General features: G+C 72.7%; 24 protein-coding genes. 16 read left to right on the top strand and 8 right to left on the bottom strand.

Annotation, left to right across the window (positions count from 1 at the left end; translation table 11 throughout):
* The first annotated feature begins 10 nt into the window (after window positions 1-10).
* From C1A38_RS13095 to C1A38_RS13080, 4 genes are read left to right on the top strand one after another with little or no spacing between them, the layout of a single operon-like run.
* Window positions 11-1,438 (top strand): PfkB family carbohydrate kinase, encoded by a 1,428-nt coding sequence (locus C1A38_RS13095; protein WP_102658096.1) that lies wholly within the window; start codon window positions 11-13, stop codon window positions 1,436-1,438.
* Complete coding sequence (locus C1A38_RS13090) at window positions 1,435-2,130, top strand: SDR family oxidoreductase (protein ID WP_102658095.1); 696 nt, start codon at window positions 1,435-1,437, stop codon at window positions 2,128-2,130. The genes C1A38_RS13095 and C1A38_RS13090 overlap by 4 nt, the downstream gene beginning before the upstream one ends.
* Window positions 2,127-3,080, top strand: coding sequence for a glycosyltransferase family 9 protein (locus tag C1A38_RS13085; protein ID WP_102658094.1), 954 nt, complete (start codon window positions 2,127-2,129; stop codon window positions 3,078-3,080). The genes C1A38_RS13090 and C1A38_RS13085 overlap by 4 nt, the downstream gene beginning before the upstream one ends.
* On the top strand, window positions 3,064-4,047 hold the full coding sequence (locus C1A38_RS13080) for a DNA topoisomerase IB (protein ID WP_102658125.1): 984 nt from the start codon (window positions 3,064-3,066) through the stop codon (window positions 4,045-4,047). Before C1A38_RS13085 ends, C1A38_RS13080 begins: the two co-directional genes overlap by 17 nt.
* 77 nt (window positions 4,048-4,124) lie before the next feature.
* Here C1A38_RS13080 and C1A38_RS13075 read toward each other — a convergent pair whose 3' ends face one another.
* On the bottom strand, window positions 4,125-4,901 hold the full coding sequence (locus C1A38_RS13075) for a TetR/AcrR family transcriptional regulator (RefSeq protein WP_158244894.1): 777 nt from the start codon (window positions 4,899-4,901) through the stop codon (window positions 4,125-4,127).
* Window positions 4,902-4,964: 63 nt separating this feature from the next.
* Here C1A38_RS13075 and C1A38_RS13070 point away from each other — a divergent pair, with 63 nt between their 5' ends.
* Together C1A38_RS13070 and C1A38_RS13065 are read left to right on the top strand one after the other, a co-directional pair.
* Window positions 4,965-5,930, top strand: coding sequence for an ATP-binding cassette domain-containing protein (locus C1A38_RS13070; RefSeq protein WP_102658124.1), 966 nt, complete (start codon window positions 4,965-4,967; stop codon window positions 5,928-5,930).
* On the top strand, window positions 5,923-6,687 hold the full coding sequence (locus tag C1A38_RS13065; RefSeq protein ID WP_102658092.1) for an ABC transporter permease: 765 nt from the start codon (window positions 5,923-5,925) through the stop codon (window positions 6,685-6,687). The genes C1A38_RS13070 and C1A38_RS13065 overlap by 8 nt, the downstream gene beginning before the upstream one ends.
* 86 nt (window positions 6,688-6,773) lie before the next feature.
* On the opposite strand, the gene C1A38_RS13060 is transcribed toward C1A38_RS13065, so the two are convergent.
* The 3 genes from C1A38_RS13060 to C1A38_RS13050 all read right to left on the bottom strand — a co-directional run bounded on the left by C1A38_RS13060 (window position 6,774) and on the right by C1A38_RS13050 (window position 9,985).
* Window positions 6,774-7,277: a hypothetical protein gene (locus C1A38_RS13060; protein WP_013732656.1), complete on the bottom strand. Its 504-nt coding sequence runs from the start codon at window positions 7,275-7,277 to the stop codon at window positions 6,774-6,776.
* A 68-nt stretch (window positions 7,278-7,345) separates the two neighbouring features.
* Window positions 7,346-8,977, bottom strand: a complete 1,632-nt coding sequence (locus C1A38_RS13055; RefSeq protein ID WP_102658091.1) for a RecQ family ATP-dependent DNA helicase — start codon at window positions 8,975-8,977, stop codon at window positions 7,346-7,348.
* Between the two features lie 57 nt (window positions 8,978-9,034).
* A complete protein-coding gene (locus tag C1A38_RS13050) occupies window positions 9,035-9,985 on the bottom strand; it encodes a TIGR03557 family F420-dependent LLM class oxidoreductase (protein WP_102658090.1) in 951 nt (316 codons plus the stop codon).
* A 309-nt stretch (window positions 9,986-10,294) separates the two neighbouring features.
* Between C1A38_RS13050 and C1A38_RS13045 the strand changes: the two genes are divergently transcribed.
* On the top strand, window positions 10,295-11,806 hold the full coding sequence (locus tag C1A38_RS13045; RefSeq protein WP_102658089.1) for a glycoside hydrolase family 3 protein: 1,512 nt from the start codon (window positions 10,295-10,297) through the stop codon (window positions 11,804-11,806).
* On the opposite strand, the gene C1A38_RS13040 is transcribed toward C1A38_RS13045, so the two are convergent.
* On the bottom strand, window positions 11,790-12,071 hold the full coding sequence (locus C1A38_RS13040) for a GNAT family N-acetyltransferase (RefSeq protein WP_233196800.1): 282 nt from the start codon (window positions 12,069-12,071) through the stop codon (window positions 11,790-11,792). The two genes, C1A38_RS13045 and C1A38_RS13040, sit on opposite strands and share 17 nt — an antisense overlap.
* A 104-nt stretch (window positions 12,072-12,175) precedes the next feature.
* Here C1A38_RS13040 and C1A38_RS13035 point away from each other — a divergent pair, with 104 nt between their 5' ends.
* The 7 genes from C1A38_RS13035 (at window position 12,176) to C1A38_RS13005 (ending at window position 16,443) form a co-directional block, all read left to right on the top strand.
* A complete protein-coding gene (locus C1A38_RS13035) occupies window positions 12,176-12,535 on the top strand; it encodes a hypothetical protein (protein ID WP_102658122.1) in 360 nt (119 codons plus the stop codon).
* Window positions 12,536-12,595: 60 nt separating this feature from the next.
* Window positions 12,596-13,417 carry a DUF1206 domain-containing protein gene (locus C1A38_RS13030; RefSeq protein ID WP_102658088.1) on the top strand — a complete coding sequence of 274 codons (822 nt, stop codon included), beginning with the start codon at window positions 12,596-12,598 and terminating at the stop codon, window positions 13,415-13,417.
* Between the two features lie 107 nt (window positions 13,418-13,524).
* Window positions 13,525-14,715, top strand: a complete 1,191-nt coding sequence (locus C1A38_RS13025; RefSeq protein ID WP_102658087.1) for a mechanosensitive ion channel family protein — start codon at window positions 13,525-13,527, stop codon at window positions 14,713-14,715.
* A 204-nt stretch (window positions 14,716-14,919) separates the two neighbouring features.
* Window positions 14,920-15,390, top strand: coding sequence for a phage holin family protein (locus C1A38_RS13020; protein ID WP_233196797.1), 471 nt, complete (start codon window positions 14,920-14,922; stop codon window positions 15,388-15,390).
* Window positions 15,387-15,707: a DUF3618 domain-containing protein gene (locus C1A38_RS13015; RefSeq protein WP_102658086.1), complete on the top strand. Its 321-nt coding sequence runs from the start codon at window positions 15,387-15,389 to the stop codon at window positions 15,705-15,707. The genes C1A38_RS13020 and C1A38_RS13015 overlap by 4 nt, the downstream gene beginning before the upstream one ends.
* The gene (locus tag C1A38_RS13010; protein WP_102658085.1) at window positions 15,704-15,976 is read left to right on the top strand and encodes a DUF4235 domain-containing protein; all 273 of its coding nucleotides are present in this window, start codon (window positions 15,704-15,706) and stop codon (window positions 15,974-15,976) included. Before C1A38_RS13015 ends, C1A38_RS13010 begins: the two co-directional genes overlap by 4 nt.
* Window positions 15,977-16,239: 263 nt before the next feature.
* Window positions 16,240-16,443 (top strand): cold-shock protein, encoded by a 204-nt coding sequence (locus C1A38_RS13005; protein WP_013732668.1) that lies wholly within the window; start codon window positions 16,240-16,242, stop codon window positions 16,441-16,443.
* Between the two features lie 99 nt (window positions 16,444-16,542).
* Here the strand turns inward: C1A38_RS13005 and C1A38_RS13000 are convergent, their stop codons facing one another.
* Together C1A38_RS13000 and C1A38_RS12995 are read right to left on the bottom strand one after the other, a co-directional pair.
* Window positions 16,543-16,755, bottom strand: coding sequence for a hypothetical protein (locus C1A38_RS13000; RefSeq protein WP_102658120.1), 213 nt, complete (start codon window positions 16,753-16,755; stop codon window positions 16,543-16,545).
* 56 nt (window positions 16,756-16,811) lie between these two features.
* Complete coding sequence (locus C1A38_RS12995; protein ID WP_102658084.1) at window positions 16,812-17,795, bottom strand: aldo/keto reductase; 984 nt, start codon at window positions 17,793-17,795, stop codon at window positions 16,812-16,814.
* A 90-nt stretch (window positions 17,796-17,885) separates the two neighbouring features.
* On the opposite strand from C1A38_RS12995, the gene C1A38_RS12990 reads away from it, so the two are divergent.
* Together C1A38_RS12990 and C1A38_RS12985 are read left to right on the top strand one after the other, a co-directional pair.
* Window positions 17,886-18,680: a trans-aconitate 2-methyltransferase gene (locus C1A38_RS12990; RefSeq protein ID WP_102658083.1), complete on the top strand. Its 795-nt coding sequence runs from the start codon at window positions 17,886-17,888 to the stop codon at window positions 18,678-18,680.
* Window positions 18,677-19,702, top strand: a complete 1,026-nt coding sequence (locus C1A38_RS12985) for an adenosine deaminase (RefSeq protein WP_102658082.1) — start codon at window positions 18,677-18,679, stop codon at window positions 19,700-19,702. The genes C1A38_RS12990 and C1A38_RS12985 overlap by 4 nt, the downstream gene beginning before the upstream one ends.
* A gap of 261 nt (window positions 19,703-19,963) precedes the next feature.
* On the opposite strand, the gene C1A38_RS12980 is transcribed toward C1A38_RS12985, so the two are convergent.
* Window positions 19,964-21,367: a HAMP domain-containing sensor histidine kinase gene (locus C1A38_RS12980; RefSeq protein ID WP_199180190.1), complete on the bottom strand. Its 1,404-nt coding sequence runs from the start codon at window positions 21,365-21,367 to the stop codon at window positions 19,964-19,966.
* Window positions 21,368-21,396 lie beyond the last annotated feature (29 nt).

Raw genomic sequence — 21,396 nt, 5'->3', positions numbered from 1 at the left:
GGAGGCAAGCGTGACAGGACCCGTGGTGGTGCTCGGCGACACCCTGCTCGACCGCGACGTCGAGGGTGTGGTCAACCGGCTCTGTCCGGATTCACCGGTGCCGGTGCTCGACGAGATGGCGCACGTCGACCGGCCGGGCGGCGCGGGTCTGGCGGCCGTCTTCGCGGCGGCGCAGGGCGCCGAGGTGGTTCTGGTCACCGCGCTGGCCGACGACGCCGGTGCGGCCCGCCTCGGTGTGCTGCTGGCCGCGGCCGGGGTGCAGGTGTATCCGTTGCGGCTGGCCGGGGCCACCCCGGAGAAGATCCGGTTGCGCGCCGGCGGGCGGGTGCTGCTGCGCCACGATCGCGGTGGTGGGGGCGGTGAGCCGGGGGAGCCCGCGGAGGCGGTGTTGCGGGTCATCGACCGGGCGTCGGTGGTGCTGGTCAGCGACTACGGGCGGGGGGTGGCCCGGCAGCCGGCGCTGCGGGCGGCCCTGGCGGCGACCCGGGCCCCGGTGGTCTGGGATCCGCACCCCCGCGGGCCGGCGGCGGTGCCCGGGGTACGGCTGGCGACGCCGAACGAGGCGGAGGTGCGGGAACTGGCGGAGGGGGCACCGGGGGCGACCCGGTTGGCCACCGCCGCCGAGGGCGCGGAGCGGTTGCGGCAGCGGTGGCGGGCGGGCGCGGTCGCCGTGACGCTGGGTCCGGACGGCGCCCTGCTCAGCCAGGCCGGCTCGACCCCGTTGATGGTGCCCGCTCCGGTCGCCACCGAGGGGGACACCTGCGGTGCGGGAGATCGTTTCGCGGCCACCGCCAGCCTCGCCCTGGCCGGTGGGGCGCTCGTCTCCGAGGCGGTGACCGAGGCGGTGACCGAGGCGTCGGCGTACGTGGCGGACGGGGGAGTGGCCACGGCGCTGCCGCAGCCGGTGCGGCGGGCCCCGCAGCCGGTGCACACCGCCGTCGCCGGGGACCGGGTCGGGGTGGCGGCGGCCGCCGCGGTGGTGGCCCGGGTCCGGGCCGCCGGTGGCACGGTGGTCGCCACCGGCGGCTGTTTCGACCTGCTGCACGCCGGTCACCTGGCCACCCTGCAGGCCGCCCGGCAGCTCGGTGACTGCCTGGTGGTGTGCCTCAACTCCGACGCCAGCGTCAGCGGGCTGAAGGGGCCGCAGCGGCCGGTCATCGGGCAGGCCGACCGTGGTCGACTGCTGGCCGCGTTGAGCTGCGTCGACGCGGTGCTGATCTTCGAGGAGTCCACCCCGGCGGCGGCGCTGTCCTGGCTGCGACCGGACATCTGGGTCAAGGGTGGCGACTACGCCACCGGTGGTGCCGACGGCGAGGCGTTGCCCGAGGCGGAGATCCTGCGCCGTTGGGGCGGCCACAGCGTGGTGGTGCCCTACCTGGACGGCCGTTCGACCACCGGACTGATCGCCGCCACCCGGGCCACCGGAGCGCTGGCATGAGCGCCCCGGACGCCGGCCGGACGGTGCTGGTCACCGGCGGATCCAGCGGTCTGGGGGCGGCGGTGGTCGCGGCGGTGGCCCGCTCCGGCGGTCGGCCCCTCGTGCTCGACCGGCAGCCGCCGGCCGACGGTGTGCCGTGGATCGAGTGCGACCTCGCCGACACCCGGGGTGCGGAGGAGGCCACCCGTCGGCTCGTCGAGCGTACGGGTGGGCTGGACGCGGTGGTCACAGCGGCGGGCATCGACGTGCCGGGCCGGTTGGCGGACGTGCCAGGTGAGACGTGGGACCGGATCGTCGCGGTGGACCTGCTTGCCACCGCCGCGGTGATCCGGGCGGCGCTGCCGTTCCTGGAGGCGTCGAGGGGGCACATCGTCACGGTGGCCTCCACCCTCGGGTTGAAGGCGGTAAGTGACGCGACGGCGTACTGCGCGGCGAAGTTCGGCGTGGTCGGGTTCACCCGGGCGCTCGCCGCCGAGCTGGCCGGGTCGGTGGGGGTGACCCTGCTGGTGCCGGGCGGGATGCGTACCGCCTTCTTCGACGACCGGGATGCGCAGTACCGTCCCGGGCCGGACGCGATTCTCAACGAGCCGGCGGACACCGCCGCCGCGATCATGTTCGCGCTCTCCCAACCCGCCGGCTGTGCGGTCCGCGAGCTGGTCGTCTGCGCCGAGCAGGAGACCTCGTACCCGTGATCCTGGCCCTGCGTGCCCTGGGCGTCGGTGACCTCGCCACGGCGGTCCCGGCGTTGCGGGCGTTGCGGGCGGCGTACCCCGATCGTGAGTTGGTGCTCGCCGCGCCGGCCTGGCTCGGCCCGCTTGTGGAGCTGGTCGGTGGGGTCGACCGGGTGCTGCCGACCGCCGGGCTGGACCGGCTGACGCGGCCCGGTGCGGCGGTCGAGGTCGCGGTCAACCTGCACGGGCGGGGGCCGGGCTCGCACCGGCTGCTGGCCACCGTCGGCCCGCACCGGTTGCTCGCCTTCGCCAACGCCGAGGCCGGGCATCTCGACGGGCCGGCGTGGGACGACGACGAGCACGAGGTGGCGCGCTGGTGCCGGCTGCTGGCCGGGTACGGCATCGCGGCCGACCCGACGGACCTGGATCTGCGTCGGCCGGCGACGACGGGTCTGCCCACCGGGGTGACGGTGCTGCATCCCGGGTCGAAGGTGCCGGCCAAGCGGTGGCCACCCGGGCGGTACGCGGCGCTGGCCCGGACGTTGACCGCGCGGGGGCACCGGGTCGTGTTGACCGGCAGTGCGCGGGAGCGGGACCCGGTCGCCCGGGTCGCGGCCGAGGCGGGCCTGCCTGCGGAGGCGGTCTTCGCCGGGCGCACCGACGTCGCGGGGTTGGCGGCGCTGGTCGCGGGCGCCCGCTTGGTGGTCAGCGGGGACACCGGGGTGGCTCACCTGGCTACCGGCTACCGCACTCCCTCGGTGGTGCTGTTCGGCCCGGTCCCGCCGAGCCGGTGGGGACCGCCGCCGGAGCGGCGGCGACACCGGGTGCTCTGGGCGGGCGGCGGGGCATGGCCGGACTGGGACGGGGTAGGCAGCCATCCCACGATGGCCGCGCTCGGTCTCGACCAGGTGCTGGTGGCCGTCGACGAGGTGGAACGGGCGGTGCGTGCGGACCGTGCGGTTGCGGCGTAGCGATCCGGGTCGGCCGGGGTACGGACGCCGCCGGCGCGGCCAGGGCTGGTCGTACCTGGGGCCGGGCGGGGACCCGGTGCGTGACCCCGACGAGCTGGCCCGGTTGCGGGCGCTGGTGATTCCGCCGGCCTGGCGTGACGTCTGGATTTCGCCGTACCCCAACGGGCACATCCAGGCCATCGGCATCGATGCCGCCGGTCGCAAGCAGTACCTGTACCACCCGGTCTGGCGACAGCGCCAGGATCAGGCGAAGTTCGACCACGTGCTGGAGGTGGCCCGCCGGTTGCCGGTGCTGCGGGAGCGGGTCGGTCAGGACCTGGCCGGGCGGGGGCTGCGTCGGGAGCGGGTGCTGGCGACGGTGACCCGGCTGTTGGACATGGGCACTTTCCGGGTCGGCAGCGACCAGTACGCCGCCGGGGACGATCCGACCTTCGGGGTGGCCACCCTGCGCGCCGAGCACACCCGGCTGCGGCAGGGCTGCGTGGTCTTCGAGTTCCCCGCCAAGGGCGGCGTCGAGCAGGTGCGGCTGGTTTCCGACCCGGAGCTGTGTCAGGTGCTGGCCAACCTGCGTCGGCGGCGGCGGGCGGCGCAGCGGCTCTTCGGCTACTGGGACGGCCGGGACTGGCGCGACGTGCGTGCCGACGAGGTCAACGACTACCTGCGTGAGGCCAGCGGTGGGGAGATGACCGCGAAGGACTTCCGGACCTGGCACGCGACGGTACGGGCGGCCACCGAACTGTCCGCGCTGGGCGCCGTGCGGTCGGCCACCGCCCGTCGACGGGCGGTGGCGGGGGTGATGCGGGAGGTCGCGGAGCTGCTGGGCAACACTCCGACGGTGGCGCGTACGTCGTACGTGGACCCTCGGGTGGTCGACCTGTTCCATGACGGTGTGCTGGCATCGGTGGAGGTGGATGCCCCTCGCGAGCAGGCCGAGCGGGCGGTGTTGACGCTGCTGGAGGGGGCCTGAGGGTGGCTCAGTCTCGGGTCGGGCCCGAGGCGCGGCTGCGGCTCAGTCTCGGGCCCGGCCCGAGGCGCGGGTGCGGATCAGTCTCGGGCGGGGCCCGAGGCGCGGGTGCGGATCAGCATCTCGACGCCGTCGAGCAGCCGTTCGAGGCCGAAGCGCCAGTCTTCGTCGGGGTGCTCCTCGGCGTCGAACGGTTCGGCCAGCAGTTCGTGGATGGCCGGGTACGGGCCGGGCGCGGTGAGCACGGCGAGGTTGCGCCAGTAGCGCAGGCCGACCTCGTCGGGGGTCTGCCCGGAGCGGGCGGCGGCCTCGGCGAGATCCAGACTGATCATGGCCCAGCTGCGGGCGTACCCGCTGACCAGCATGATGGTGGAGATCCGCTCGGTGGCGCGTAGCCCGGTGCCGCGTAGGGCGATGAGCCCGTACTCGAACCAGCGGACCTGGTTCGGGTTGATCGGGGGACCGCTTATCGCCACGTGTCGCATCCAGGGCTGTCGGCGCAACGCGACGAGGTTGCCCTCACCCCAGCGGGCCAGGGCCGGGCGCCAGCCTTCGTCGGGGGCGCGGGGTGGTGGCGGCGGGCCGAATGCGGTGTCGACCATGAGATCGAGCAGGTCGTGCTTGGTCGGCACGTACCGGTAGAGCGACATGGTCGACACGCCCAGCTCGCTGGCGACCCGGCTCATCGAGACCGCCGGCAGCCCTTCGGCCTGGGCGACCTGGATGCCGGTGGCGACCACCTGCTCCAGGCTGAGACTGCGCTTCGGGCCGCGACTCGATCGGTCGCGCAGCCCCCAGGCGAGCGCGATGTTCTCGGGCAGTTCGACGTCGTCCACTCCACCTCCCTTGACCGTCATCCTAGCTTCTGCGCATGGTCTACGCAGAAAAGCGTATGGCATACGCAATTAAGGAGAGTGATCGTGGCGCACGGACCGCCGGCAGTGGAACTGGAAGACCTGCGCAAGACCTACGGCAACCTCGTGGTACTGGACCGGCTGACCATGCGGGTGGCCGCCGGCGGCGTGCACGCGCTGCTGGGCCCCAACGGGGCGGGCAAGACCACCACGGTGCGCATCCTGGCCACTCTGACCAGGCCGGATTCGGGGACCGCGCGGGTCGCCGGGCACGACGTGCTGCGCCACCGGCGGCAGGTACGGCGGGCGATCAGCCTCGCCGGGCAGCACGCGGCGCTCGACGACGGGCAGACCGGCGTGGAGAACCTGACCATGCTGGCCCGGCTGACCGGGCAGTCCTCCTCCGCCGCCCGTCAGCGGGCCGCCGCCCTGCTGGAACGCTTCGACCTGGTCGAGGCCGCCGGCCGGCGGGTACGCACCTACTCAGGTGGCATGCGACGCCGGCTCGACCTCGCCGCCAGCCTCGTCGGCACGCCGTCGGTGGTCTTCCTGGACGAGCCGACCACCGGGCTGGACCCCCGCAGCCGGCAGGGCCTGTGGGAGGTGATCGGCGACCTGGCCCGGGCCGGCGTCACCGTGCTGCTGACCACGCAGTATCTGGAGGAGGCGGACCGCCTCGCCGACCGGATCACCGTGCTGCACCAGGGACGGCTCGCCGCCGAGGGCACTGCCACCGAACTCAAGCAGCGCTTCGGCGCCCAGCGGCTGGAGCTGATCTGGCGGGACGCGGTCGCATTCGATCAGGCGGCGCAGCGACTCGGCGACCGGGTCACCCACCGCGACCCGGCCCGGCGGGAACTGTCGGTGACCACCGACGGCAGCGCGCCGGACGTCCGACGCCTCCTCGACGACCTCGACCCGGACCAGCACGGGGTGGTCCGGTTCACCGTCCGGGAGGCGACCCTTGACGACGTCTTCCTCACCCTCACCGGCCGATCGACCGGCGCACAACCGGAGGTGGCGAATGTCTGAACTGGCGATACGGGGTACGCAGACCGCGGTGATGATCAGTCGCTGCGTCCGGCTCTCCCGGCGCAACGTCGATGCGCTGCTCACCTCGCTGGTGCTGCCGGTGCTGCTGATGCTGCTCTTCGTCTACCTCTTCGGTGGGGCGATCGAGACCGGCTCGGCGTACGTGACCTACGTCGTGCCCGGCGTACTGCTGCTCTGTGCGGGCTTCGGCGCGGCGGGCACCGCGGTGAGCGTGACCACCGACCTGACCGAGGGGATGATCGAGCGGCTGCGCACGATGGACGTCGGCGCCACCTCGATCCTCGCCGGTCACGTGGTGGCGAGCGTGGCCCGCAACCTGGTCGCCACCACACTGGTGCTGGCGGTGGCCGTCGCGATCGGGTTCCGGCCGGCTGTCGCGCCGCTGCGCTGGCTGGCCGCGGCCGGGCTGCTGGTGCTGTTCGTGCTGGCGGTGTCCTGGGTGTCCGCGGCGTTCGGCCTGCTGGCCCGTACGCCCGAGGCGGCCAGCGGCTACACCTTCCTGGTGATGTTCCTGCCCTATCCGAGCAGCGCGTTCGTGCCGGTGGAGACGATGCCCCGGTGGGTGCGCGGCTTCGCGGAGCACCAGCCGGTCACGCCGGTCATCGAGTCCCTGCGCGGGCTGCTGCTGGACACGCCGGTCGGATCGGCGCCGGCCCACGCGCTGGCCTGGTTCCTCGGCATCCTGGCCCTCGGAGTGGTGCTCTCCGCGGTGCTGTTCCGCCGCCGGGTCGCCTGACCCGGCGTCGCGGTCGGCGAACCGGGCGGCACGTGGTCCGACGCAGACGTACGGCGGCGCTGGCACAGCGCCGCCGTACGGTCGGATCAGTCGTCGAGAACCTGCGCCAGCCGGTCGCGGAAGCGTCGCTCCGACGGGCTGACCTGGCTGCCGCCCAGGCCGAGGACCCCGCCGCTGCTGGCCGCGCCGACGACCCGCTCGGCGATCTCCACGAGCCAGTGCCGGTACGCCCCGGCCTCCCCGGAGTCGACCTTGGCCGCCAACAGCGCCATCGCCTCCTTCGCCCGGACCAGCACGTCCTCGGCGTAGGCGCGGGGATCGGCGGGGGCGATGGCGGGCAACTCCTCGCCGGCCTCCGGGTCGCCCACCCGGGTCACCAGCTCACCGGCGACCGCCGCCACCAGCGGGCTGGCCGACTCCCGGCCGGCGGAGATGCTCTCCAGCCCGGCGGCGCTCTCGGCCATCGTCGCCCTGGTGCCGTCGGACTCGGCGGCGCTCGCCGCGGTGAGCACCGACTGCGGCAGACCGACGAGCAGCCCCCACTCCTCGTCGGTGAAACCGAAACCGGTGTACGCCGGCTCCTCGATCATGTGCCCTCCGCTCGTCGTCGGTCTCCTCGCCGCACCCGCGCAAGGGCGCGGCCGATGGCTGGCCCAGGTTAGTCCAGCGACAGCAGCCCTTGTTCGGACACCACGCTTACCGACAACGTCTTGTACCCGACCTCGTCGAACAGCACAGTCATCCGGCCTTCCTCATAACTGAGCACCAGGCCCGCACCCCACTCCGGATGCCGGACCTGGCTGTGCACCGGGAACGGCCCCACCGCACCGTCGTCGGCGACGCTGGTGCCGGCGTGACAGTTGTCGCAGTGCCCGCAGGTCGCGCTCATCTGCTCGCCGAAGTACGCCAGCAGGGTCTGGCCCCGGCAGGCGTTGGTCTCGGCGAAGGCGCGCATCATGTCGGTGCGCGAGCGGGTCAGGTTCTGCTGCCGCTCGGCCTCGGCCAGGGCCGCCTCGGCGGCTTCCACCGGGGTGGGGGAGTAGCGGGGCGCGCCGACCCGCTGTCCGGCGCGCTGTTGCGCGGCACCCACCTGCTCCAGCAACGCCAGGTACTGGCCGAGCTTGCGCGGCCCCAGGCCGGTGGTCTCGCGCAGTTCCTTGCGGGTGGTCGGGCCACTGCGCAGCAGCGCGGCCAGGTCGCGGAGTTCGGTGGCGTCCGGCAGGCCGCCGCTGAAGTACCGCTGCAACCCGACGTCCTCGGCCTGCCAGAGCAGCAGGACCCGGGCCGGTTGGCCGTCGCGTCCGGCGCGACCGATCTCCTGGAAGTAGCTGTCCGGCGAGTCGGGCAGCGCCATGTGCACCACCCAGGCGATGTTGGGCTTGTCGATGCCCATGCCGAACGCCGAGGTCGCCACCATGATCGGCACCTGGTCGGCGAGGAACGCCTCGTGCAGCCGGGAACGCGCGCCGCCGGCCATTCCACCGTGGTAGTACTGCGCCGGGAAGCCGGCGACGGTGAGCCGCTCGGCCAGCTCCTCGGCGGCCCGACGGGTCGGCACGTAGATGATGCCCGGCCGCTCGTCCTGCTCCAGCAGCGCGATCAACCGCCGCCACCGGTAGTCCTCGGTCGGGCAGTGCGCCACCTCGAAGAAGAGGTTCGGACGGTCCAGCCCGGACACCACGATCTCCGGGTCGCGCAGCCGCAGCCGGGCGACGATGTCCTCGCGTACCGGCGGGGACGCGGTGGCGGTCAGCGCCACCACCGGGGGCCGACCGATGCCCTCGATGAGCTGGCCGAGGGCCAGGTAGTCCGGGCGGAAGTCGTGCCCCCAGGCGGAGATGCAGTGCGCCTCGTCGATGGCGACGAGCGCCGGTTTCAGGTCGCGGACCTCGGCCAGCCGCTGCGGGTTGGCCAGCTGCTCCGGGGTGATGAAGAGGAACTCGGCCCGCCCGTCGCGGATCTCGGCGATCGCCTCGGCCTGCTGGCTGGGCGACTCGTCCGAGCTGATCCGCACCGCGCGCAGCTCCGGTCGCTGCCGTTCGTTGAGCGCGGCGATCTGGTCCTGTTGCAGGGCGAGCAGCGGCGAGATCACCACGGTGGGGCCGGGGATCAGGCTGGCCGGGATCTGGTAGATCGCCGACTTGCCGGCGCCGGTGGGCAGGACCACCAGGGCGTCGCGGCGCTTCATCACGGCCCGCATGGCGGCGAGCTGGTTGGGCCGCAGGGTGCTCCAACCGAACAGGCTGCGAGCCGCGCGGCGCAACGACATCGAGTGCGTGGTCAGTTTCATCGAGGGCCGCAGGTACCCGGGTGCCGCCGCGCCGAAACCGGATACCGCAGTCGCCGGTCAGGCCAGTCGGGGCAGCACCTCCCGCTGGTACAGGTCGAGCAGTTCCTGCCAGTGCGGTCCGGTGTTGGCGACGTAGACCTCGTCGAAGCCGGCCTTCGCGTACGCGTCGATCCGCGCCAGGTGTGCCTCGGCGTCGTTGCCGCAGACGATCGCCTCGCGCATGGCCTGCGGGTCGACCAGTTGGGCGGCCTGCTCGAAGTGCCGGGGCGAGGGCAGCACCTGCAACAGTTCGCCCGGGATCGCCTCGGTCGGCCACCGCTCGTACGCCAGCCGTACGCCCTCCTGCTCGGTCGGCGCGTACGCGGCCTTGAAGCCGGCCTGGCACGGCTTGTCGCCGCCGCCGTTGTCGCGGAAGCGGCGCACCAGGTCGGCGTCGGGCACGGTGTTGATGAAGCCGTCGCCGATGCGGGCGGCGAGGTCGACCGCCTTGGGACCGAACGCGGAGACGTAGACCGGCGGAGGGGTCTCGGGCAGCGTGTAGAGGCGGGCGTGTTCGACCTGGTAGTGGCGTCCGTGGTGGTTGACGAACCCGCCGTCCCAGAGTTTGCGCATCACCTCGACCGCCTCCTGCAGCATCTGCAGCCGGACGCCGGCCTGCGGCCACCGGTCGCCGAGGATGTGCTCGTTGAGCGCTTCGCCGGAGCCGACCCCGAGGACGAAGCGTCCCTCGTGCAGCACCGCGCTGGTGGCCGCCGCCTGGGCCAGCACGGCGGGGTGGATGCGTGTGGTCGGGCAGGTCACCGCGGTGGTGACGGGTAACCGGGTGGCCTGGCTCAGCGCGCCGATCATGGACCAGACGAAAGGTGCCTGGCCCTGCGCGTCGATCCACGGGTGGTAGTGGTCGGAGATCCAGAGGGCGGCGAATCCGGCCCGTTCCGCGGCCCGCGCCTGGGCCAGTAGCTCCGCAGGCGCATACTCCTCAGTGGACAGAAAGTAGCCGATCTTCATGGGCTGCCCCTCGCCGTGTCGGTGTCTGCGGCAGCGGTACCCCGCGGTGTGCCGGTCACACCCGGTGGGGGTCAGCGTCGGAACATCGCCCGGATCGCGAGGAGCAGCAGCAGGCCGCCGACCACCAGGCCGAGCAGGCGTACGCCGGGGATGTCGGCCGCGTTCGTCGCGTCGGCAAGCAGCGGTTCCATCCCCGCACTCTCGCGGGGCAGCGCCCCCAAGGCAACTGTAAGGTTTATTGACTATTCGTTGGCGTGGTGTGACCATGTCTGCACCGTCGGGTGGCGGTACGAGCGGAGGAGAGCGGGCATGAGCGCGTCCAACGGAAACCTGGCGGCGTTGGCGACAGCCGTTCTCCAGCCCGGTTTCGTCGGCACCGTCCCACCCGACTGGGTCCGCCGCTGGCTCGGCGACGGGCTCGGGTCGGTGGTCCTGTTCAGCCGCAACGTCGTCGACCCGGAGCAGGTCAGCGCGCTGACCGCCGCGCTGCGGGCGGAACGGCCCGACGTGATCGTCGCGATCGACGAGGAGGCCGGCGACGTCACCCGGATCGAGTCGGTGCGGGGCAGTTCCCGGCCGGGCAACCTCGCCCTCGGCATCGTGGACGACCCGGCGCTCACCGAGGAGGTCGCCCGCGACCTCGGTGCCGAACTCGCCGCCGCCGGAGTGACCCTGAACTACGCGCCGGACGCCGACGTCAACTCCAACCCGGACAATCCGGTGATCGGGGTCCGTTCCTTCGGCGCCGACGCCGCGCTGGTGGCCCGGCACACCACCGCCTGGGTACGCGGCCTGCAGTCCAGCGGTGTCGCCGCCTGCGCCAAGCACTTCCCGGGCCACGGCGACACCCACGTCGACTCGCACCACGACCTGCCCCGGATCACCGCCGACCGGGCCCGGCTGGACGCCGTCGAGCTGGCCCCCTTCCGGGCCGCTGTCGCCGCGGGCGTACAGGCGGTGATGACCGGCCATCTGCTGGTGCCGGCGTTGGACCCGCACCTGCCGGCCACCTTGAGCAGCCGGATCCTCGGTGGCCTGCTCCGGGAGGAGTTGGGCTTCAGCGGGGTGGTGGTGACCGACGGGATCGAGATGCAGGCCGTGGCGGGCCGGTACGGCCTCTCCGGTGCCGTCGTACGGGCCCTCGCCGCCGGTGCCGACGCGATCTGCGTGGGCGGTGAGCACGCCGACGAGCAGACCGTCCGTCACCTGCGGGACGCCATCGTGGCCGCGGTCGTCGCCGGGGACCTGCCGGAGGAGCGGCTGGCCGAAGCGGCCAAGCGGGTCGGTCAACTCGCCGCCTGGACGGTGGCCGCCCGGGCGGCCGGGCCACTCGGCGATCCGGCCGACGGCACCGGTTCGACGGTCGGTCTGCACGCGGCCCGTCGCGCCGTACGGATCACCCGGACCGGTGGGGAGGCCGCGCTGCCGCTGGGCCGCGCCGCGCACGTGGTGGAGTTCGCGCCACCGCACAACATCGCCATCGGCGCGGACACCCCGTGGGGCGTGGCCGCACCCCTGGCCGAACTGCTGCCGGGCACCACCGTCGCCCGCTACACCGAGGCCGCGACGCCGGCCGACCCGGGTGCCGACGCCGCCGGCCGGCCCCTGGTCCTGGTGGTGCGGGACCTGCACCGGCACACCTGGATGCGCGCCGCCGTCGACCGGGCGCTGACCGCCCACCCGGACGCGGTGGTGGTGGAGCTGGGAGTCCCCGCGCTTGTCACCGGGCCGGTGCACATCGCCACCCACGGCGCCACCCGGGCCGCGGGACGGGCCGCGGCCGAGGTGCTCAGCGGAGTCACCGTCACGTCAGGCTGGTGACCAGGTCGGCGTACTCGGGGTGGCTTTTGATGAACGCGGCCATGAAGGGGCACTGCGGCACGATCCGCTGGCCTTGGGCGCGGACCTGGTCCAGCGTGCCGCGCATCAGCGCCGAGCCGACGCCCATGCCCTGGAACGCCGGGTCCACCTCGGTGTGGGTGAAGACCAGCGCCTCCCCGCGGGGCAGGTACGCGGTGAACCCGGCAAGCGCGTCGTCGACCAGGATCTCGTAGCGGTGTTTGGCGGCGTTCTCCTCGACCAGCATGCTCACGCCGCCCATTGTCCACCGGCCGGCGCGACGCCGACGGTGTTCGCGGGCCGGCGCGACGCCGACGGTGTTCGCCGGCGTCTCGTACGCTTGGCGGCGTGATGAACCGACCCCCCGCCGGTAGGACCCCCCGTACCCGCAGAATCGCCGGTCTGCTCGCCGGTCTCGCCCTGGGCACGGCACTGCTGGCCGGCTGCAGCTCGGAAGGCGCCAGCACCAACTGCGGACTGGACGCCTGCACGGTGACCTTCGACCGTGGCGTCGAGGCAAGTGCCAACATCCTCGGCGTCGAGGCCAAGCTGGTCGGTGTGCAGAACGACCAGGTCACCCTCGACATCGCCGGTGAGCAGTTGACGTTGACCGTCGGCCAGCAGGCCGCCGAGGTCGGTGGCCTCGGGGTCACCCTGGACAGCGTCACGGATTCGCAGGTCGCGGTCCGGATCGCCCGCAACCCGGGCTGAGCGGTCACGGCGGGCGGCGGCCCACGTTTGGAAATCTTCGCGTTCGGTGATTGAGAGCCCATGTCTCTTACCCGGAACGCCGAAGCCACCGCCGCCCGTACGGCCGACAGCCGGTGGCTGGAACTCCTCGCCCGGGCCGGTTTCATCGGCTACGGGATCGTGCACCTGTTGTTCGGCTGGCTGGTCCTGCAGCTCGCGTTCGGCAAGTCTGCCGACGACGGCGACCAGTCCGGCGCGCTGCGTACCCTCGCGGCGCAACCCATGGGCAAGTTCCTTGTCATCGCGATCGCCGTCGGCATGCTCGCCATGGCGATCTGGCAGGCCCTCGAAGCGGCCGTCGGGCACCACGCCGCGCAGGGCAACGACCGGACCAAGGAGCGGGTCGTCTCCGCCGCCCGGACGGTCATCTACCTCTGGTTGGCCTGGACGGCCTGGAAGGTCTTCTCCAACGCCAACTCCGACAGCGCCTCCCAGCAGGAGGAGCTCACCGCGCGGCTGATGGAGTCCAGCGGTGGCCGCTGGCTGGTCGGCCTCGCCGGTCTGGTGCTCGCCGGCATCGGTGTCGGCATGGTCGTCTACGGGGCCAAGAAGAAGTTCATGAAGCGGCTGAAGACCGGTGAGATGAACGCCCGGACCACCCAGCTCGCCCGCCGTCTCGGCATGGCCGGCTACATCTCCCGGGGCAGCGCCTTCGCCGTCACCGGTCTGCTGGTCGTGCTGGCCGCGGTCAACTACGACCCGGAGAAGGCCCGTGGCCTGGACGCCGCGCTGCGGACGCTGCGCGACCAGCCCTTCGGCACCCTCCTGCTGCTCCTGATCGGCCTGGGCATCGCCGCCTTCGGCGTCTACTGCTTCCTCCAGTCCCGCTACCGCAAGGTCTGAACCCTCCGGCCGGCCACCGCATCCCCAGCGGTGGCCGGCGGCGGCGATCCGAGGCAAGATGGCCCCTTTGTGCGGATCTTGCCGTCGGACCGGAGGGAGAGGAACACGTGCACAGTTACCTGGTTACGGTCGTCGCCGCGCTCGTCGCGGCGGCGGCCGCTGTCGTGGTCGTCGAGGTGGTGCATCGACTGATCGGACGGTGGGGACGTCGGTCGGTGCTGCTGACCGAGCTGGCCGAGCACGCGCACCGGGCCGCCCAGGTGACCGCGACGGTGCTGTCCGTGCAGTTCGCCGTCCGCTTCAGCACCGGCTACGCCGTCGACGCCCCCTGGCGGCAGGTGCTGCTGCATCTGCTGGTGCTCGCGGTCATCGCCGCCAGCGCCTGGCTGGTCGCCGCCCTGCTGGTGGTGGTCGAGGACACCGCACTGGCCCGGTTCCGCGTCGACGTGCCGGACAACCGGCACGCCCGCCGGGTACGCACCCAGGTCGTCATGCTCCGCCGGGTCACCATCGTGGTGATCGTGGTCCTCACCCTCGGCGTGATGCTGATGACCTTCCCCGCCGTCCGTGGCATCGGTGCCGGTGTGCTGACCAGCGCCGGCGTGGTCGGTATCGTCGCCGCGCTGGCCGCGCAGAGTCTGCTCGGCAACCTCTTCGCCGGGCTGCAACTGGCCTTCAGCGACGCGGTCCGCCTCGACGACGTGGTGGTGGTCGAGGGGGAGTGGGGCCGCATCGAGGAGTTGACGCTCAGCTACGTGGTGGTGCAGATCTGGGACGACCGGCGGCTGATCCTGCCCACCTCCTACTTCACCAGCACCCCGTTCCAGAACTGGACCCGGACCGAGGCCGCCGTGCTGGGCACGGCCGAGTTCGAGGTCGACTGGTCGGTTCCGGTGCAGGCCATGCGGGAGGAGTTGCGTCGCCTGGTGGAGGGCACCGACCTGTGGGACGGCCGGGTCTGCGTACTCCAGGTGACGGACGCGACCGGCGGCATGGTCAAGATTCGCGCGTTGGTGAGCGCCGCCAGCGCCGGCGCGTTGTGGGACCTGCGCTGCCTGGTCCGCGAACACCTGGTGGCCTGGGTACGCGACCAGCGGCCCACCGCGATGCCCCGGCTGCGCGCCGAGGTCGGCGACGGTGCCGGCACCCTGCCCTGGCAGTGGGTGCGGCCCGCGCGGGCCCCACGCCGTCGCTCCGACGTGCCGGACGACGCGCGCCTCTTCGGTGGCAGCGACGACGGCGAGGCCCGCAGCGAGGCTTTCGTCGGCCCCGACGAACCCGCCGAGGCGCGCCACTGACCCGGTGCCGGCCGCTCTGGCACGGGACGTCACGGCATTCGAATTGCACATCCGGTTCGGTGGCGTCCGTTTGCCGGCGCGTTTTCTGGGGACCTGCTGCGGGACGCTTCTGTCCCATCTCGGTGCTGCGCCGGGTGACGAGTCGAGGATTGACCGGCGGCGAGTTCGGGCATACAGCGCGGTGATGAACGAGAGGGGGACAGCATGGCCGACGTGGCGAATATCAGGACATCCCACAACGGGGGGACATCCCACAACGGGAAGACCGCCCATCTCGGGAGCGAACCGTCCACCGCCGAGCTGGTCCAGCGGGCGGCCGAGCAGGTCTCCCGGCTGGTGCGCGACGAACTCACGCTAGCCCGTGCCGAGCTGACGGAGAAGGGCAAGCGCGCCGGCATCGGTGCCGGTCTGCTCGCCGGCGGCGGCGCGTTCGCGTTCTTCGGTCTCGGTGCGCTGGTGACCACCGCGATCCTGCTGCTGGCCCTGGTGATGCCGGCGTGGGTCGCCGCGCTGATCGTGGCGGTGGTCATGTTCCTGATCGCCGGTGTGCTGGCTCTGATCGGACGCCGTCAGGTCAGCCGGGCGGTGCCGCCGGTGCCGCAGGCGACCGTGCGCAGCCTGCGCGCCGACGTCGACGTGGTCAGCGCCGCGGTGAAGGACAGGGGACGGGCATGACGCGCAACGGCACCGGCGACACCGAGGCGCTGCGGGCGGAGATCCAGCGGACCCGGGTCGAGTTGGGCGAGACGATGGAGGCGCTGGCCGCGAAGGCCGACGTCAAGAAGCGGCTGAAGTCCTCTGCGGACCAGGCCCGGGAGCGGGTGCGTGACCAGGCCGCGATGACCGTCGCCCGGGTCCGTGCACAGACCGGCCTGCGCCGGGAGATGTCCGCGGACGGGGCTCGCAGCGGTCCGGCACCCTTCGTGGCACTGGCCGCAGGTGCGGTCGTCGCCGCGGTGATTCTGGCCATCATCCAGGGGAGGCGTCGATGAGCAAGGGCATCGGCAAGGCCGCCTACCGGCCGGTCGGGGTGCTGATGGGCCTCGCCGCCGGCGCCATCGCCGGCAGCATCTTCCGTCAGGTGTGGAAGATGACCGCCGGAGACGGCGAGGCGCCCAACGCGACCGATGAGGACCGTCGCTGGGGTGAGATCCTCGCGGCAGCGGCCCTGCAGGGAGCAATTTTCGCGGTGGTGCGGGCCGCCGTGGATCGTGGCGGAGCGGTGGGCGTACGCCGCCTGACCGGCAGTTGGCCGGACTAGAACGGCCGCGCGCAGGGCACTTTCGACTCATGCACAGCCGCCGTCGAGCGATGCCGACGTATCCGTCAGGTCACATGTCGGAGAATTTCGTCCGCTAGGCTGTGCAGAGTTTTTGCGTACGTGGTTTGCTGTTCCACGCTGTTGAGAGATGGCGTGGTTGAGAGAAGCTCTCCTTCACCGGGGGCCGCCTCAGGCACCGCTGCTCGAAAACGGCCAACCGGCCGCACGGCGTGCTGGGCCGCCAGTTTTAGAAGGAGATACACATGGCGCAGGGAACCGTGAAGTGGTTCAACGCTGACAAGGGCTTCGGCTTCATCACCGTCGACGGCGGGGGTGCAGACGTCTTCGTCCACTTCTCGGCCATCCAGTCCAGCGGCTACCGCACGCTGGAGGAGAACCAGCGGGTGGAGTTCGAGATCGCCCAGGGCCAGAAGGGTCCGCAGGCCGAGCAGGTCCGCCCCCTCTGAGAACACCGGTCGGCGGCTGCCGGCCAGTGGCGAGGCCGCCCCACACATCGGTGTGAAGCCCCGCGTTCCGACAGGACGCGGGGCTTTTTCCTGCCCACCTCAGCCAGGCGGTGCCGAGCCCCGGCGGTTGCGGGCGCGCGCGCCCAGCCAGAGCAGGACCAGACCGGCAAGCATCAGCACCGGGCCGATGATGGCCCAGATCCGGTGGCCGGCCATCACGCTGCCCTCGACATAGCCCAGCCCCTGCACCGTGCAGGCCGCGCCGAGGACCACGCCCAGCAGCCCGAGGGTGAGCCGGAACCACCCGCTCATCGCGATTTCCTGGTGATCGGGCCGGCGGGGCGCGACGCCGTCGGCCGGTGCGTCACTCACCACCGGTGATGCACCTGCGGCCGGATCAGCTCGTCGTAGACCGAGGCCACCTCGGCCAGCTCCGATGTCGACAGTGCTGGCTGATCGGCCACGGCGACGTTGGCGCGGGCCTGTGCCGCGTCCCGGGCACCGGGGATCACCACGGTGACGCCCGGCTGGTCGAGCACCCAGCGCAGCGCGAACTGGGCCATCGTCCGGTCGTCGCCGACCAGCGGGGCGAGGCGACGTACGGCGGCCAGGCCGGTGGTGAAGTCGACGCCGGAGAACGTCTCGCCGACGTCGAACGCCTCCCCGTGCCGGTTGTACGAGCGGTGGTCGTCGGCGGCGAAGGTGGTGTGCTCGTCGTAGCGGCCGGAGAGCAGACCGCTGGCCAGCGGCACCCGGGCGATGATGCCGACACCGGCATCCGCGGCGGCGGGCAGCACCCGCTCCAGCGGCTTGTGGCGCAGCGCGTTGAGGATGATCTGGACGCTGGCCACCCCGGGGCGGGCGATCGCGGTCAGCGCCTCGTCACAGGTCTCCACGCTGACGCCGTACGCGGCGATGCGCTTCTCCTCGACCAGGGTGTCCAGGGCGTCGAAGACCGCGTCGTCGGCGAAGACCACCGTCGGCGGGCAGTGCAACTGCACCAGGTCCAGAGTGTCCACCCCGAGGTTCGCCCGGGACCGGTCGGTCCAGGCGCGGAAGTTGTCCAGGGTGTACGCCTCGGGGGTCTGCGGCACGCGGCGGCCCATCTTGGTCGCCACGGTCAGCGCGGCGTCCGGGCGGGCGGCCCGGAACCGGCCGATGAGCTGCTCGCTGCGCCCGTCGCCGTACACGTCGGCGGTGTCCAGGAAGGTGACGCCGGCCTCGACCGCGGCATCGAGCACCGCCATCGCGTCGTCCTCGCTTACCGTGCCCCAGTCGGCACCGAGCTGCCAGGCGCCGAGGCCGACCACGCCGGCCTGCCGGCCCAGTCGGGGGAAGGTGCGTTGCTCCATGACGCTGAGCCTAGTTGCTCACTTGCTGTGAGCCGGAGCGGGCCGTATTCTAACAAGACGTACGTACGGTTTGTATTTTGGAGGCGTGAGATGTGGGACCCCGCGACCTACCTGCGTTACCGCGACGAACGTTCCCGGCCCTTCGACGACCTGCTCGCCCGGGTGCCGGCCGAACAGCCGAGGACGGTGGTCGATCTCGGCTGCGGCCCGGGCACCCTGACCGCCACCCTCGCCGCCCGCTGGCCGGCCAGCCGGATCGTCGGCCTGGACTCCTCGCCGGAGATGATCACCCGAGCCGCCACGCTCGACGTACCGGTCAGCTTCGAGGTGGCCGACCTGCGTGACTGGCGTCCCGACCCGCACACCGACGTGCTGGTCAGCAACGCCGCCCTGCAATGGGTGCCTGAACACCGTGAGCTGCTCACCAGGTGGGCCGCGCAGCTGCCCGCCGGTGCCTGGATGGCCATCGGAGTGCCCGGCAACTTCGCGGCCCCGTCGCACCGCGCGCTGCGTGAGGTAGCCGGACTCGCGGCCTGGCGCGCCGAACTGGCCCCGTTCCAGCGGGAGGTGCCGGTCGCCGAGCCGGTCGACTACGCCGAGTCGCTGGTCGCCGCCGGCTGCGCCGTGGACGCCTGGGAGACTACCTACGTGCACCTGCTGGAGGCCCGGCCCGACGCGGATCATCCGGTGCTGACCTGGATGGAGGGCACCGCGCTGCGTCCGGTCCGGGCCACGCTCGACGCCGCCGGCTGGTCGGCCTTCCGGGCCGCCCTGGGCGTACGCCTCGCCGAGGCGTACCCGGTGCGGCAGGGGCAGGTGTACTTCCCGTTCCGCCGGATCTTCGTCGTCGCCCGTGTCGGCGCCAGCGCCCAGGAGAATCTGTGACCGATCTGCGTACCTTCATCGCCGGACTGCCCAAGGTGGAGCTGCACGTGCACCACGTCGGCTCCGCCTTACCCCGGATCGTGGCCGAGTTGGCCGCGCGGCACGAGGGGCGCAGCCCGGTCCCGGCGGATCCGCAGCAGCTGGCCGACTACTTCGTGTTCCGCGACTTCGCGCACTTCATCGAGCTCTACCTCAGCGTCGTGGACCTGATCCGCGACCAGGAGGACGTCTGGATCCTCACCCACGAGGTGGCCCGGGAACTGGCGCGCCAGCAGGTCCGCTACGCCGAGCTGACCGTGACGCCGTTCTCGCACGTACGCCGCGGCATCCCCGCCCCGGCGTTCTGCGAGGCCATTGAGGACGCCCGCCGACGGGCCGCCACCGACTTCGGCATCGAGCTGCGCTGGTGCTTCGACATCCCGGGCGAGGCGGGACTGGAGGCCGCCGAGGAGACGCTGCGGATCAGCCTCGACGAACGCCCGGACGGGCTGATCAGCTTCGGCCTGGGCGGCCCCGAGATCGGGGTGCCGCGCCCGCAGTTCAAGCCCTACTTCGACCAGGCTCGGGCGGCGGGACTGCGCTCGGTGCCGCACGCCGGGGAGACCACCGGGCCGCAGACCGTCTGGGATGCGCTGCGCGAGCTGGGCGCCGAACGCATCGGCCACGGCATCTCCGCCGCGCAGGATCCCGAGCTGCTGAAGTACCTCGCCGAGCGGCAGATCCCGATGGAGGTGTGCCCGACCTCCAACGTGCGGACCCGGGCGGTACCGGCCATCGAGGAGCACCCGCTGCCCCTCCTCGTCGAGGCCGGGCTGCTGGTGACCATCAACTCCGACGACCCGCCGATGTTCGGCACCACCCTCGACGACGAGTACGCGGTGGCCGCCCGGCTGCTCGACGCCGGCCCGGAGCAGGTGGCGCAGCTGGCCCGCAACGCGGTGACCGCGTCGTTCCTCGACGAGACCGGCAAGCGCCGGATCCTCGACGAGATCGACGCCTACCTGTCGGCCGCGCTGGCCTGAGCACCGGCGCAGAAGCGCAACGACCCGGGTGAGTGGCGCGCGGCGGGAGGAGGTGTGGGGGGACCATGTCTCCCGCCGCGCGCACGGCTCCACCGGCCGGTGCGCTGGGAGCGAAGGCCGGTGGAACTGCTGGGTTCGAAGGAATCCTGCCAGCGAGCGGCGGGCGCACCGCCGGGGTTAATCCCGATCTAAGGAAGACTTGTCCCGGGGCACAACCCGCTCATCCCTGCGACGTCCGGCGGTCACCGTACGCGTCGGGGTTCACTGGCCCGTCGGACGCTGCCGGGGCCACCGACGCCCGCTGCTCTTCTGTTCCCGGGCCATCCGCCCGACCAGGCCGAAACGGCTGACCTGACGCGGTGTCGCCTCCGGGTCGGCGAGCAGCATCACCACGCTGGCCCCGCCGAGCCGGGCCCGGTCGATGCTCACCGAACCGTTGGCCTGCAACGCCACCCGCTTGGCGATGTCCAGGCCCAGCCCGGTGGAGCCCTGGTCGCTGGCACCTCGGCGCAGCGCCCGGTCGGCGTCGGCGATGCCCGGCCCGGCGTCGTCGATCCGGATCGCCACGTACCCGTCACGTCGGGAGACCGCCACCTCGAACGCGGTGCCCTGCGGGGTGTAGCGGAACACGTTGCCGATCACCGCGTCCAACGCGGCGGCCAACTCCGCCCGGGGCACCGGCGCGGGAATCCGCAACTGGGCGCCGATCACCCGGTGCGGACGGTTCTGGTCGCCCGCCAGGGCCGCCCAGAAGACCATCCGGTCCCGGACCACCTCACTGACGTCGCACATGGCCGGCCCCGCCTCGGTGGTCACCGCCTTGCGGGTGGTCTTGATCAGCGTGTCGATCTCACCCTCCAGGGTGACGATCGCCTGCCGGATGCGCCGGATCCCCCGCCGGTGGTCCAACTCCGCCTGGCTGAACGAGCCCACGCTTGTGTCGTCGGGCTCCAACGCCTCCGCGTCGAGCCGCAGCACGGTCAGCGGGGTACGCAACCGGTGCGACAGGTCCGCCACGAGTTCCCGCTCCTCGGTGCGGGCCGCGACGAGACGTTCGGCCATCCGGTTGAAGGCGTGACCGGCCTCGGCCAGCTCGCGGGGGCCGCTGAGCTCGACGCGTACGCCCAGGTCGCCGTCGCCGACCGCGAGCGCCGCCTTGACCAGATCCCGGGTGGCGTCCACCGTCCGCGCGGCGACCCGGTCCACCACCAGCACCGCCGCACCCACCAGGGCGACGGCCACACCGGCGAGCAGCAGCCACCGGTTGCCGGCGTCCCCGCCGAGGGCGGAGTCCGGCACGAAGACCTCCACCACGGCGGTCCGATCGGCCAGCACCACCGGATCCAACCGCAACACGCCACCGTCGACGTCGAACACCACGGAACGCCGCTCGGCCCGCGCCTGCGCCAGGTGGTCGGCGTCGGCCCGTCCGGTCGCGTCGGCGTCAGCGTCGTCGGCCAGGCCGTGCACCACCGGGCGGCTCGCCGCGTCGTCGCCGCTGGCCTCGACCGCGCGGGCCACCACGTCGGGGTCGGTGCTCACCGCGAGCGCCCCGGTCACCAGCGCGCTGCGCCGAGCGGCGTCGGCGATCGCCTCCTCCCGGGCCTGGCTGCCGAGGGTCAGCCCGAGCGGCACCAGGAAGACCAGCGCCAGCAGTACGCCCATGCCGGCCGTCGCCAGAGCCAGGGACCGCC

This window comes from Verrucosispora sp. ts21 (assembly GCF_002879555.1).
GTDB classification, from domain to species: Bacteria; Actinomycetota; Actinomycetes; order Mycobacteriales; family Micromonosporaceae; genus Micromonospora; species Micromonospora gifhornensis.
This window is presented reverse-complemented; position numbering and strand designations above follow the sequence as displayed.

Excerpts from the sequence above, each read along its gene's own strand:
- C1A38_RS13090 (WP_102658095.1), top strand. The coding sequence starts at position 1,435 with ATGAGCGCCCCGGACGCCGGCCGGACGGTGCTGGTCACCGGCGGATCC.
- C1A38_RS13075 (WP_158244894.1), bottom strand. The coding sequence starts at position 4,901 with ATGACGGTCAAGGGAGGTGGAGTGGACGACGTCGAACTGCCCGAGAAC.
- C1A38_RS13065 (WP_102658092.1), top strand. The coding sequence starts at position 5,923 with ATGTCTGAACTGGCGATACGGGGTACGCAGACCGCGGTGATGATCAGT.
- C1A38_RS13060 (WP_013732656.1), bottom strand. The coding sequence starts at position 7,277 with ATGATCGAGGAGCCGGCGTACACCGGTTTCGGTTTCACCGACGAGGAG.
- C1A38_RS13055 (WP_102658091.1), bottom strand. The coding sequence starts at position 8,977 with ATGAAACTGACCACGCACTCGATGTCGTTGCGCCGCGCGGCTCGCAGC.
- C1A38_RS13050 (WP_102658090.1), bottom strand. The coding sequence starts at position 9,985 with ATGAAGATCGGCTACTTTCTGTCCACTGAGGAGTATGCGCCTGCGGAG.
- C1A38_RS13045 (WP_102658089.1), top strand. The coding sequence starts at position 10,295 with ATGAGCGCGTCCAACGGAAACCTGGCGGCGTTGGCGACAGCCGTTCTC.
- C1A38_RS13040 (WP_233196800.1), bottom strand. The coding sequence starts at position 12,071 with ATGCTGGTCGAGGAGAACGCCGCCAAACACCGCTACGAGATCCTGGTC.
- C1A38_RS13035 (WP_102658122.1), top strand. The coding sequence starts at position 12,176 with ATGAACCGACCCCCCGCCGGTAGGACCCCCCGTACCCGCAGAATCGCC.
- C1A38_RS13030 (WP_102658088.1), top strand. The coding sequence starts at position 12,596 with ATGTCTCTTACCCGGAACGCCGAAGCCACCGCCGCCCGTACGGCCGAC.
- C1A38_RS13020 (WP_233196797.1), top strand. The coding sequence starts at position 14,920 with ATGGCCGACGTGGCGAATATCAGGACATCCCACAACGGGGGGACATCC.
- C1A38_RS13015 (WP_102658086.1), top strand. The coding sequence starts at position 15,387 with ATGACGCGCAACGGCACCGGCGACACCGAGGCGCTGCGGGCGGAGATC.
- C1A38_RS13010 (WP_102658085.1), top strand. The coding sequence starts at position 15,704 with ATGAGCAAGGGCATCGGCAAGGCCGCCTACCGGCCGGTCGGGGTGCTG.
- C1A38_RS13005 (WP_013732668.1), top strand. The coding sequence starts at position 16,240 with ATGGCGCAGGGAACCGTGAAGTGGTTCAACGCTGACAAGGGCTTCGGC.
- C1A38_RS13000 (WP_102658120.1), bottom strand. The coding sequence starts at position 16,755 with ATGAGCGGGTGGTTCCGGCTCACCCTCGGGCTGCTGGGCGTGGTCCTC.
- C1A38_RS12995 (WP_102658084.1), bottom strand. The coding sequence starts at position 17,795 with ATGGAGCAACGCACCTTCCCCCGACTGGGCCGGCAGGCCGGCGTGGTC.
- C1A38_RS12990 (WP_102658083.1), top strand. The coding sequence starts at position 17,886 with ATGTGGGACCCCGCGACCTACCTGCGTTACCGCGACGAACGTTCCCGG.
- C1A38_RS12980 (WP_199180190.1), bottom strand. The coding sequence starts at position 21,367 with ATGGGCGTACTGCTGGCGCTGGTCTTCCTGGTGCCGCTCGGGCTGACC.